Here is an 11,757-nt window from a genome sequence, read left to right as displayed (position 1 = left end):
TCCAAAAGACGAGAGTAGACGCCGTTTCGCGAAGGTCCACAAGGGGCTGCATCAGGTCATTGACGGTAAACGGGATAACATGCGGAACAACCCATTCGGCATGGTTCAGGCGCTATGCGTTTCGAGTGCGGAAGCCCTGAGTCGGAAGCCTGGATGGAGGTGCGGAGAAGGTTTACCTTTTCTCGATCAAGCCGGGCGATCTTACGCGAAGGGGTTGGGACGGCGACTCCGAGCAGTCTCTCCGTCCGTCGTTGAACGAAATTATCGATTCTTATATCCCAAACAGACTGCCCGCCGAACATCGTGGTAAAGATATTGTTGTCTGCATTGCGCTCGGTGGAGATGTGCAGGAGCCTGTTCGCCCGCTTGTCACAGGATTCATTGGGCAAAACACAACGGACAATCTCACATTTGAGGAGTGGAACGGCGACAAACTCGCTGCGTATATTCAATCCAGCTTTTTACGGGAGGACTTACTTCCCGATCGTGCGCGCTCTCATCTTCGAAAAGCCCTCGCGATGCTCGATGAGCCGAATGTGTCTTATCGTCATTTTGCTCGGCTTGTTCAGTTGCTTTCTACAGTTGACGAATTGAATGACGCGCAACGTGTCACTGCCATTAGGCAGATGAGCATTTGCCTGTGGATTCTATATAGTTGGGCCCGCGAGGCAGAAAACATCGAAGCTGCATATCGCGTAGGCGAGCTTACGCTTCTACATGCGTGGAGCATCGCCAAACTTCATGCAGGCAAAGACAACAAGACGGCGAGGGCGATGCAGGCTGCTCTTTTGTCAATTTTCAAGGCATATCACCAGATTTGTAGCGAATTCCTGCGCGTCAATGTTCTTCCTTATGCGGACAAGCTTCACGCCGTGTCATCTGCTGTCTGGGGATCGTGCAGCGTGGATGTAAATCTCAAGCTCTTTGATCTCCTTGGCCGACTTGGCGTTGACGCGCTTTGGGCGTACTGGGGCATACAACAGTGCTCTGAGGATGACTCCGCCGCAAGGGAACAGATGCGCGACGAGACACTAACTTATCTGCAAGCGATCAAGGCTCTTGTAAATAACAACCCCGTACTGTTACTACCATTGAAGGATGAGCAGGCAATTGACATTTCCATTGCTCTTTTGGCTCTTATTATCGACAGCAGCAACCGCAATTTCATCCTAAGTTGGCTTGACGAAATGCTCGCTAGGGCCAAGTTTTCGTACGAAGCGCATTCGAGATATCCGAATATCTTGTCCTCGTACACAGAACTTCTTGAGCATCCGAAATCGCGGGATGATGATTACCGCAAGAACGCCACGAGTGGGAGCATTCTCTACCCGGTCATCGCGCTTTGGGCAGCGCTCCTGCAAGATGAACCGCTCTACAGCAAGGTCGCCCAGGCGCAGAAGCTGATGCCGCACTGCACATTCCAGTTATGGTATCCAGATGAGCACTCAGAGAATCATTTTTACAAGGACTGCGATTCTCACGGAGCCGTGCTCTCCAATCTTGCTCTTAACATTTCAGCACACGATTTTCTAGCGCAGGTGTTTGGCGAGTGCGACGAAACCAAGAATTTTGTGGAACTTTCAGCCGTGAAATATAGTTGGTGGCCGTTGATCATTGTCGCTTGCCGCCACTATCGTCTTCCTTTGCCTTTGAATTTTCTAATCGGATTGCGCGACCAAGATCAATCGAATGAGGCCGGCGCTATCACTACCGGTATCACAGATAGTGTGAGCGACGGGACCACAACGTATTAATGGTGTAAGACTTAATTCCGTCAAGTTAAGCCCAAGCTGGCGCCAACATTTAATAAATGGAGTCGGACTTGGTTTTATTTCCTGGCCCCCATCAGTCCGTCAGGGCACGCGTCCGCTTTATCGCGACGAAACCGGGCGACGTAGCCCGAGCCCTGGCCTCGTTCGCGACAGCCGAGTCCTCTCCATGCCAGCCTGAAGCCATGTACGCAGGCGTCGCTGGCGGCCCCGACGGAGCGTCCTTGCCGAACCGAACCCATCTTCCTGTGTCGTCAAGACGCCCACAAGAAGCGCAGTTCTCGCACTGCGCCAGTCGACTATAATCATTCCGATAGAAACATTAATAAAATATAAGCAGCCCTATCGGGACACTTAATATGCAAGCACCAGTGCCTCTGCCGGTCGAGCGGGCGATCCGCAAGCTTGGCAGCGACGTCTCCCTTGCCCGCCGTCGGCGGCACATTTCGCAGGCCTCGCTCGCCGAGCGCATGGGTGCGTCACTGTCCACCGTGCGGCGCATGGAGAAAGGGGACCTGCGGGTGCCCATTCACTTCTTCGCCCGCGCGCTTCACGTCTTCGGCGAAATACAGTCGCTGGAAAACCTGCTGGACACGGCAAAGGACGACATCGGCCTGACCTTGATGGACGAAAACCTGCCCAAGCGCGTGCGCAGCAAGGCCGGTACGTCGGGGGCGCTCTGATGACGGTGTCCACGCCAACCCGCCGGCAGATTCAGATATGCATCGGCAAAGCCGGTCTGCCTGTTGGCTCGCTCGTCCATGTGCGGCAGGGTCGGCGCGAGCACTGCACCTTTGCTTATGACCCACATTGGCTGGATACCCCAGCGCGCTTCAATGTATCGGCCGACCTGCAACTGCTGCCGGGCTACCAGCCGCACAAGGCGCGCTCGCCGCACGATTCTGTCTTTCATGGCGCCATCGCCGATACCGCGCCCGACGCCTGGGGGCGGCGCGTCATCGCCCGCGCCCACGCCAGGCGCCGCAAGACCGATCCGCAACTGCCGGCCCTCACCGAACTGGATTACCTGCTGGCGGTGGATGACTTCAGCCGCGTCGGCGCGCTGCGCCTGCGCGATGCGGATGGAGACTGGCACCGAACGACGCCCGAGGGACGGCGCAGTACCCCGCCCTTGATCGAGCTGCAGCGCATCTACCAGGCCAGCCGCGCCGTCGAGCGCGGACAGGAGACGGCCGAGGACTTGCGCTACCTGCAGGGCAAGGGCACCTCGCTCGGTGGCATGCGGCCCAAGTGCACCCTGGTGGACGAGGACGGCCGGCTCGCCATCGGCAAATTTCCCAGTGTGGGCGATACGCGCAGCGTCACCCGCGGCGAGGTGCTGGCGCTGAAGCTCGCAGCGCGCGCAGGCATCGAGGCCGCGCCGGCGCGCATCGTTCTGCTGGGCGACGAGGGAAACGAAGTGCCTGTGGCCGTGATCGGCCGCTTCGATCGCGATGGCGCCGACGGCCGCATCCCCTACCAGTCGGCGGCATCCCTGCTGCAGGCCTCGCGCGAGGAGGATCGCAGTTACACCGAGATCGCCGACGCCATCCGCACCCACGGCCACGCGCCCACGCAGGACTTGCAGCAGCTCTGGCGCCGCATGGCGTTCAATCTGCTCATCACCAACGTGGACGACCACCTGCAGAACCACGGCTTCCTGCACGTGGCCCACGGTCAATGGCGTCTCGCGCCTGCTTTCGACATCAACCCGTTTCCGGACAAGGAGCGGGAATCCAAAACCTGGTTGTCGGAGCAGGACGGGCCGATCACCGACGTGCAGATGCTGCTGGCCCGATCGTCGTACTTCGCACTGAGCGCGGAACAGGCACTGTCGGTGCTGAAAGCGGTCTCCGTGGCGGTCTCTCGATGGAGGCAAGTCGCGCTGAGCCCGGAGGTCGGACTGCAGGAAAGCGAGCTGGACGATTTCGCGCCGGCCTTCGAGCACGCCCAGATGGAAGCAAGCGCCGCGCTGTTCGGCCGGTAGGCCCCGGCGATGGGCGAAAAATGACGCGGAGAGGCACTGCCCGTGGACGTGGGGACGGGTCGCGCGTCGAAGGCGCTCTTTACCTCAACGCTTGCCTGATCCATCCGTCACGACTGCGGTTCACCCGCCACTGAACAACAAAACCCGGCCCGCGTCGCGGGACCGGGTTTCCCGCAGCCTTACTTGCGCACGAAATCCAGCAGGTCCTGGTTGAGCCGATCCTTGTGCGTGTCGGTGATGCCGTGCGGCGCACCCGGATAGACGATCAGTTCCGCGTTGCGGATCAGCGCCGCGGATGCCTTGCCCGACAGGTCGATCGGCACGATCTGGTCGTCGTCGCCGTGGATCACCAGCGTCGGCACGTCGAACTTCTTCAGGTCGGCGCGGAAATCGGTGGCCGAGAACGCGGCGATCGAGTCGTAGGTGTTCTTGTGGCCGGCCTGCATGCCCTGCGCCCAGAAGGACTGGATCAGCCCCTGCGACGGCTGCGCACCCGGACGGTTGTAGCCGTAGAACGGGCCCGATGCGATGTCGAGATAGAGCTGCGAGCGGTTTGCCTGCGAGCCCTTGCGGATGCCGTCGAACACCTCGATCGGCAGGCCGCCCGGGTTGTCGGCGGTCTTCAGCATCATCGGCGGCGCCGAACTGACCAGCACCGCCTTCTTCACACGGGCGGTTCCATGGCAACCGATGGGGGTCCGCTGACACTCGATTCGCGTGCCGCGCGGGCGACGGTGCCTGTCCGTGAGGTGTCAGTCGGCGATGACCAGGGTCACGTCGATGTTGCCGTGGGTGGCGTTCGAGTACGGGCACACGATGTGCGCCTTCGCGACCAGCGCTTCGACCTGTTCGCGCGGCACACCGGGCACGGCGATGGTCAGCTCGACCTCGATGCCGAAGCCGGTCGGGATGGCGCCGATGCCGACGCGGCCGGTGATCTGCGTGTCGGCCGGCAGTTCGACCTTGTCTTGCGCGGCGACGAACTTCAGCGCGCCGAGGAAGCAGGCCGAATAACCGGCGGCGAACAGTTGTTCGGGATTGGTGCCGGCACCGCCGGCGCCACCCAGTTCGTGCGGGGTCGACAACTGCAGGTCGAGCACGCCGTCGGACGACTTGGCGCGGCCTTCACGGCCTCCGGTGGCGGTGGCCTGGGCGGTGTAGAGGACTTTTTCGATGGACATGGTTAACTCCTGTGCGTTGAGCGGGTGAGGCAATGCCGGTTGGCAGGACGAACTTTGCGCCAGCATTCGATACCGAATGCAACGTATAGTCCTGAAAACTTGTCTCGTCGTATCAAAACGCACCATGCTGGACAGACTCGATACCTTGCTCGCGCACTTTTCGGTCAGCGCCCGCGTGTTCAACACCGGCGCGCTGTGCGGCATCACCGAACTGGACGCCGGTGACAGCGGCCGCATGCACCTGATCCGCGCAGGCGAAGCCGACGTGCATCATCCGGGCGGCATCGAGCGCGTGACCCGGCCCAGCCTGCTGCTGTTTCCGCGACCGGTTGCCTACCGTTTCGTCACCGACCCGCAGCGCGGCGCCGACTTTGCGTGCGCGCGGATGCACTTTTCCGGCGGCGTGACCAATCCGATCGCTTCGGCGCTGCCGGATTTCACCTGTCTGGCGCTGGACGACATCCTCGGTGCGGGACCGGTGCTCGATCTGCTGTTCGACGAGGCATCACACCAGCACTGCGGCCGTCAGACCGTGCTGGATCGATTGTTCGAGGTAATGCTGGTGCAGGTGCTCAGGCACCTGATGGAAAGCGGTAAGACCGGCGCAGGCATGCTGACCGGACTGTCACACCCTCGCTTGCGCCTCGCGCTGGTGGCGATGCACGAAAATCCGGCGCAGGGCTGGACGCTGGACACCCTCGCCGCGCGCGCCGGCATGTCGCGCAGCGTGTTCGCCAATGCCTTCCGCGACACGGTGGGCTGCACGCCGGGTGCGTACCTTCAGCACTGGCGCATCGGCCTTGCCGAGCAGGCATTGCGCCGGGGGCGTACGCTGGCGCTGATCGCCGATGAAGTCGGTTATGGAGGAGAAGCCGCGTTGTCGCGTGCCTTCAAGGCACAGACCGGGCTGTCACCGCGCCAGTGGCGCGAGGCGCACAAGCGGTGACGAAGGGTGCGGGACATGCGTCGGCGCACTTCGTGATGCGGCATTCGCGACGCACCAAAGAAAAAAGCGGGCAATGCCCGCATTTTTCCTTGTCGCAATACCGGGATCAGCGGTTGGCGATGTACATCGTGATTTCAAAGCCAAAACGCAGATCGGTCGCCTTCGGGGTTTGCCAGTTCATATGTGTCTCCTCGGTGTTTTCGCTTCGTCTCACAGCGACGTGCTGTGCATGAAACGGATACTGCGCCGATCGCTTGCGCGTCACCTCGGGCCGGTCACGAAAGAAGGCTCACGATTTTCATGAGAGCAATGCGCGGAAGTCGTCCGGCAGCACGCAGGTCTGAAGGCTGCGCTGCGTGAACAGGAAGCGCCCGTCGCACACGAAGCCCAGTTCTTCCCAGTCGACCGCATCGTTGAGCAGGCTCGCGGCGCGCGCGATGTCGAGCGCCGGCGAGCGTGCGAAGAGCGCGAGCACGGCGCCGTCGTAATGCGGGCAATCATGCAGGAAGAACGGACGCGGCTTGCGCGTCTTGCCATTCACGTAGATGCGCGCAGCGTCCGAGCGGTGATGCAGCCGGCCCCAGCACCACCAGTTGTGTTCATCGAACAGCCGTACGCGGCGCGCCAGCAATCGGGCCTTGTGCTGTTCCAGCCAGTCGTTGCGCACATCGAAGAAGGCGCGCCGAGTACGGCCGGTGTCGACGGTGCTGGAACAGACGAATTCCATATTGCCTTCCGGATGCACGAACACGTCGTCGGCACCGGATACGGCGCCCACGCGCACGTCGAACAGTGCCGACAGCGGCACGCCGTAGTCGCCGCGCAGGAACATCAGTTGTCCCTGCTCGCAATGAAAGCGCCGGCCGTCGTGCATGCGGCGGTCCGCGCGTCCTTTCTCGAAGCGGAACACCGCGCAGTTCGGCACATAGGCGCCGAACACGCGTGCATCGCCGGTTTCGATGAAGTCGGTGATGCTGCCCTGCTCGAACAGCCAGGCATTCAGCCGACGGGCGGCGGTCAGTTTGATGAATTCGCGCGGCACGATGAAGATCAGTTCGCCGCCCGGATTCAGGTGGCGCACGCACTTTTCGATGAAGAACAGGTAGAGATTGCTGCGCAGGTCGAACAGCGCGCTGGCCAGCCGGGTGCGCGTCGCGGGCAGGATGTCCTGGTGCCGCACATAGGGCGGATTGCCGATGATGGTGTCGAAGCGCTCGGTCAGCGGATAGTCGAAGAAATCCATGACCTGCGCGCCGGCCGGCGCAACCGACGGATCGAGCTCGATTGCGGTGCAACCGGGCAGGCGCGACGAGAACGCGCCGTCGCCCGCCGAAGGTTCGAGCACCCGCCCGGCATTGCGACGCAGCGCGAGCATCTGCGCCACGACATCGTCACGGGTGAACACCTGCCCGTACTGTTCCACCCGATGGTTGCGGTCGTCCATGGTGCGATTGTCACATGGCACGGTGTCGTGCAGGCATGCATGGGCTAACATCGACGCCCGATCGATTCGCCCGACCACGCGCCGCCCATGCTGCATCCTCCGACTGAACCGTACGACACCGGCTGGCTCGACGTCGGACACGGCCATCGCATCTACTACGAACAATGCGGCAATCCGGACGGCCTGCCCGCGCTGTATGTACACGGCGGCCCCGGTTCGGGCTGTTCGCCGCGCCAGCGCCGCTTCTTCGATCCGGCGCGCGATCGCGTCGTGCTGTTCGACCAGCGCGGCTGCGGCCGCAGCACACCGGGCGGCGACATCGCCCACAACCACACCGATGCGCTGGTGGCCGACATCGAGGCGCTGCGCGCCCATCTGGGCATCGAACGCTGGCTGGTGTTCGGCGGCTCCTGGGGTTCGACGCTCGCAGTCGTCTGGGCGGCTCGCCACCGCGCAGCCTGCAGCGGGCTCATCCTGCGTGGTGTGTTCCTCGCCGGGCGCGCTGATCTCGACTGGTTTTTCCACGGCGCGGCGGCCCTCGCCCCGCAGGCGCACGGCGCGCTGATGCAGGCCGTGCCGGCGCGCTGGCGCGACCGCATCGTCGTGTGGCTCGACCGCGCGCTGTCGTCGGGCGATGCGGCGCGCGTCGATCACGCCGTGCTGGCCTGGCGCAACTGGGAACACGCGCTCGGCAGCCGGCCGCACACGGTACCGCCTGCTGTGCCCACCGACGACGAATGGCCGGGGCTGCGCAACCGCTACCGCGTGCAGGCGCACTACCTCGCCCACCGCTGCTTTCTCGGCGAGGCGAAGGTGCTCGATGCCATCGCGCATCTGCACGGGCTGCCTGTGGCCATCGTGCATGGCAGCCACGATCTGGTGTGCCGGCCGCAGAACGCCTGGCGCGCACATCGCACCGCGCATGGCAGCAAACTGGCCTGGGCGCAGGGTGCGGGGCACGACCCCTTCCATCCGGCGAGCGTCGCGCTGCTGGTGTCGGCGATCGATGCGCACGCGCGCGATGGCGACTTCGCGGCCTGGCCCGGAGCCCCCGCGTGAGCCTGCGACTGAAACTGAATCTGCTGATTGCACTGGTCATCCTGACCTTCACCAGCACCATGCTGACGCTGGAGCTGATGGGCACGCGCCGTGCGGTCAGCGAAGAGATCGAGGCAGCGAACAGGGTGGCCACGCAACTGCTGTCGCGTGTCACGCTGGTCTATGCCAATACCGGGTCGCCCGCCCTGGTCGACTTCCTGCACCGCCTCGGGCGGGTGCGGGCGACCGAAATCCGTCTGGTCGATGGCGACGGCGTCCAACTGTATGCGTCGCCGCCGACGCCCTACAAGGCCGGAAGGGACGCGCCGGACTGGTATTCGGAGGCCATCCTGCCGCGCAATCCACGGCAGGAAATCACGCTGGCCGATGGCGCAAAACTGGTGGTCGAAGCCGACGCCTCGCGCGCGATTCTCGACGGCTGGGATGAAGCCGTGCGCCTGCTGATCGCGGGCACGATCGCGCTGATATTGGGCAATGCACTCGTATTCTGGCTGGTCGGCCGCGCGACGCGGCCGTTCAACCGGATCGTGCGCGGGCTGGAACAGATGCGCGCCGGCGATTACCACACGCGCCTGGAAGAGCTGCCCGGACGCGAAGCGGGCTCGATGGCACAGGCGTTCAACCGCATGGCGCAGTCGATCGAGGACAACATGACTGCGCGACAGGAAGCGCTCGAGGCGCGCAGCCATCTGGAAGAAAACCGCGAACTGACGCAATTCATCCAGAGCCGCATCGAGGAGGAAAGACGCGACATCGCGCGCGAGCTGCACGACGAAATGGGCCAGGCGGTCACGGCCATCAAGAGCATGGGCCTGTCGATCGCGCGGCGTGATGTACAGAGCGACCCGCGCAGTGCCGAGGCGGCGCAACTCATCGTCGACACGGCTGACCATCTGTACGACGTCATGCACAGCATCATTCCGCGCCTGCGTCCGCTGGCGCTGGACAATCTCGGGCTGGAAGACGCGCTGGACGATCTGGTGGCCGAGTGGCGCCGCCACCACCCGCACATGCAGTTCGAACTGCGGATGTCGGATCTGCCGGAAGCGCCGGGCGATTCCTTCAAGCTGGCGGCCTACCGCATCGTGCAGGAAGCCGTGACGAATGCGCTGAAACACGCCAGTGCAGGGAAAATCATGATTTCGCTGCGGGGTACTGAACAGTTCCTGCATCTGACAGTCGAGGATGACGGGAGCGGACTGGCCGAAGGCTGGGCGCACAAGCGCGGTCATCACGGCGTGCGCGGCATGCGCGAACGCGCACAGGCGCTCGGCGGCGAGCTGGACGTGACGGCGCGTGACGGCGGCGGCACGCAGGTCGTGGCCCGGCTGCCACTCGAATAAGACAGGGGAGACAACAACGATGGGCCCGATCAAGGTGATGCTGGTCGATGACCATGCAGTGGTGCGCATGGGCTTCAAGCTGCTGCTGGCCGCGTGCGAGGACATCGAGGTGGTCGGTGAAGCAGACAGCGGCGAGACCGCTTATGTGCGCTATGCCGAACTGAAGCCCGACGTGGTGGTGATGGACCTGTCGATGCCCGGCATGGGCGGTATCGAAGCGGTGCGCCGCCTGACTGCGCGCGACAAGGGCGTACGCATCCTCGCGCTGTCGGCACACGAAGACACGGCGCATCCCAAGCGCGTGCTCAAGGCGGGCGCCACCGGCTACCTGTCGAAGCGCGGCGCGCCGGAAGCGTTGATCGATGCGGTGCGCACGGTGGCGTCCGGACGCATGTATCTGGACGCCGAAATTGCGCAGAAGCTGGCGATGCAGGACGTGACCGGCGCACAGAACCCGGTCGAGGCGCTGTCGGAACGAGAATTCGAAGTATTCATCCACCTCGCGCGCGGCCAGTCGGTGAACCAGATCGCGGAAACCCTGCATCTTTCGACCTCGACCATCGGCACCCACCTGTACAACGTGAAGCAGAAGCTCGGTGCGACCAATCAGGCCGAGCTGACGCTGATCGCGCTGCGCAACGGGCTGATCGAAGCCTGACGTCAGTTCGACGCGGCACTCGCACCACAACGGGGCACACTGCTTCACGGTGCAGCGCCCGCTGCACCAGTCGCGCACCCGTACGGAGTGGCAATCTGCAACGTCGGCGGGTTGGGTGTCGCACACTTCAACGCTCCCGCATCACCCTCGTCATTCGTTACCCGACGCGTCAATCATGCGGCACCGCACAAAACCGGCTGCGTTGCGCCCTTTGACGTCATTTCCGCCACAAAGACCGTGTGAACAGGGTCCGGAAGTGAGTGTTCTCCCGTACAGACAGCAGGGTGTGGCACGATTTACGCTTAGGGTTGTGCACTGCACCACGCAGAAAAAACCACAAGGTTCCACCACATGTTCCGTTAGTCGATTCATCACCGCCGGGCTTCATCCACTGCCCGACGGTCCGCAAGGAGATCATCATGCGCATCCCGGGATTGCTGTTGATGCTGTTGTTTGCCACCGGCGCCCAGGCGAGCGCCGAGCGCTACATACAGCTTTCGATGCACATGGTGAAAATCCTTGCCGCGGCACCTGACGGCCGCATCAACAGCGGCACCGGTGTGCAGCTCGACGCGAATCACGTGATCACCAACTGCCATGTCGTTGGCCACGCGCAGAACGTCATCGTCGCGCGCGGCAGCACCGGCGTGCCGGCGCAGGCGCGGTCGGTCGACACACGGCACGACCTGTGTCTGCTGAGCATCGCCCAGCCGATCGCGCGCCCGGTCGAAGTGTCGTCGTCGCGCACGCTGAAGGTCGGCGACGAAGTGCATGCCATGGGATTTTCCGGCGGCAAGGCGCTGTCGATGAGCGTCGGGCGGGTGACCGCACTGCACGAGATGGATAACGCGGCGGTGATCGAAACCGACGCCCAGTTCCAGCAGGGGGCATCCGGTGGTGCGCTGTTCGACGCCGAAGGCCGGCTGGTTGGCGTGCTGACCTTCTTCATCCCGGGCATGCAGCGCCATTTCGCGGTGCCGACCGAATGGATGCAGGCCGGACTGGACAATGCACACGAGGTGGATCTGCCGGTCGTTGCCACGACGCCGCCCTTCTGGGCCGCAGCCGAAGCGGACAAGCCCTTCTTCCTGCGCGCCATCCAGCACGAGAACGATCAGGAATGGGACCGCCTGCAGGCGGTCACCCAGGAATGGGTTGAAGCCGAGCCGCGCAACCACGCGGCGATCGAAGCGGCGGTACGCGCCAGCCGTCTGCCGCCGATGCGCTGAACGCATCCGAAAATCATCACGTTAGCCGGGGAGAAACAGTGGTTGGCGATTCGGAGGCTGGTGCAGGTCGTTGACGCGGTTCACCCGCGGTTCCCCGCAAGCGCTGAAGAGCTGTTCGGCCACGGCGTGGCCTGCGTGTTC

General features: G+C 63.3%; 12 protein-coding genes. 8 read left to right on the top strand and 4 right to left on the bottom strand.

Annotated elements, in window-relative coordinates; translation table 11 throughout:
* The first annotated feature begins 251 nt into the window (after positions 1-251).
* The 3 genes from Q8Q80_RS13830 (at position 252) to Q8Q80_RS13820 (ending at position 3,756) form a co-directional block, all read left to right on the top strand.
* Entirely contained in the window at positions 252-1,754 is a 1,503-nt protein-coding gene (locus Q8Q80_RS13830; protein WP_305633469.1) for a hypothetical protein, read from the top strand.
* Between the two features lie 374 nt (positions 1,755-2,128).
* Positions 2,129-2,452, top strand: coding sequence for a helix-turn-helix transcriptional regulator (locus Q8Q80_RS13825; protein ID WP_305633468.1), 324 nt, complete (start codon positions 2,129-2,131; stop codon positions 2,450-2,452).
* Positions 2,452-3,756, top strand: a complete 1,305-nt coding sequence (locus Q8Q80_RS13820; protein ID WP_305633467.1) for a type II toxin-antitoxin system HipA family toxin — start codon at positions 2,452-2,454, stop codon at positions 3,754-3,756. Before Q8Q80_RS13825 ends, Q8Q80_RS13820 begins: the two co-directional genes overlap by 1 nt.
* Before the next feature lie 179 nt (positions 3,757-3,935).
* Here the strand turns inward: Q8Q80_RS13820 and Q8Q80_RS13815 are convergent, their stop codons facing one another.
* The gene (locus Q8Q80_RS13815) at positions 3,936-4,424 is read right to left on the bottom strand and encodes an alpha/beta fold hydrolase (RefSeq protein ID WP_305633466.1); all 489 of its coding nucleotides are present in this window, start codon (positions 4,422-4,424) and stop codon (positions 3,936-3,938) included.
* Positions 4,425-4,508: 84 nt separating this feature from the next.
* Positions 4,509-4,937: an organic hydroperoxide resistance protein gene (locus Q8Q80_RS13810; RefSeq protein WP_305633465.1), complete on the bottom strand. Its 429-nt coding sequence runs from the start codon at positions 4,935-4,937 to the stop codon at positions 4,509-4,511.
* A gap of 124 nt (positions 4,938-5,061) precedes the next feature.
* On the opposite strand from Q8Q80_RS13810, the gene Q8Q80_RS13805 reads away from it, so the two are divergent.
* Positions 5,062-5,883: an AraC family transcriptional regulator gene (locus tag Q8Q80_RS13805; RefSeq protein WP_305633464.1), complete on the top strand. Its 822-nt coding sequence runs from the start codon at positions 5,062-5,064 to the stop codon at positions 5,881-5,883.
* Positions 5,884-5,989: 106 nt separating this feature from the next.
* Here Q8Q80_RS13805 and pqqA read toward each other — a convergent pair whose 3' ends face one another.
* Both pqqA and Q8Q80_RS13795 read right to left on the bottom strand, forming a co-directional pair.
* The gene (pqqA, locus tag Q8Q80_RS13800) at positions 5,990-6,064 is read right to left on the bottom strand and encodes a pyrroloquinoline quinone precursor peptide PqqA (RefSeq protein ID WP_083224124.1); all 75 of its coding nucleotides are present in this window, start codon (positions 6,062-6,064) and stop codon (positions 5,990-5,992) included.
* Between the two features lie 117 nt (positions 6,065-6,181).
* On the bottom strand, positions 6,182-7,327 hold the full coding sequence (locus tag Q8Q80_RS13795; RefSeq protein ID WP_305633463.1) for a class I SAM-dependent methyltransferase: 1,146 nt from the start codon (positions 7,325-7,327) through the stop codon (positions 6,182-6,184).
* An 87-nt stretch (positions 7,328-7,414) separates the two neighbouring features.
* Between Q8Q80_RS13795 and pip the strand changes: the two genes are divergently transcribed.
* The 4 genes from pip to Q8Q80_RS13775 all read left to right on the top strand — a co-directional run bounded on the left by pip (position 7,415) and on the right by Q8Q80_RS13775 (position 11,616).
* A complete protein-coding gene (gene pip, locus Q8Q80_RS13790; RefSeq protein ID WP_305633462.1) occupies positions 7,415-8,386 on the top strand; it encodes a prolyl aminopeptidase in 972 nt (323 codons plus the stop codon).
* Positions 8,383-9,729 carry an ATP-binding protein gene (locus tag Q8Q80_RS13785; RefSeq protein ID WP_305633461.1) on the top strand — a complete coding sequence of 449 codons (1,347 nt, stop codon included), beginning with the start codon at positions 8,383-8,385 and terminating at the stop codon, positions 9,727-9,729. The genes pip and Q8Q80_RS13785 overlap by 4 nt, the downstream gene beginning before the upstream one ends.
* A 19-nt stretch (positions 9,730-9,748) precedes the next feature.
* Entirely contained in the window at positions 9,749-10,387 is a 639-nt protein-coding gene (locus tag Q8Q80_RS13780; protein WP_305633460.1) for a response regulator transcription factor, read from the top strand.
* Between the two features lie 419 nt (positions 10,388-10,806).
* Positions 10,807-11,616, top strand: a complete 810-nt coding sequence (locus Q8Q80_RS13775; RefSeq protein WP_305633459.1) for a serine protease — start codon at positions 10,807-10,809, stop codon at positions 11,614-11,616.
* The last annotated feature ends 141 nt before the right edge of the window (positions 11,617-11,757 follow it).

Origin of the sequence: Methyloversatilis sp. (genome assembly GCF_030698125.1) — a bacterium.
GTDB lineage: Bacteria > Pseudomonadota > Gammaproteobacteria > Burkholderiales > Rhodocyclaceae > Methyloversatilis.
This window is presented reverse-complemented; position numbering and strand designations above follow the sequence as displayed.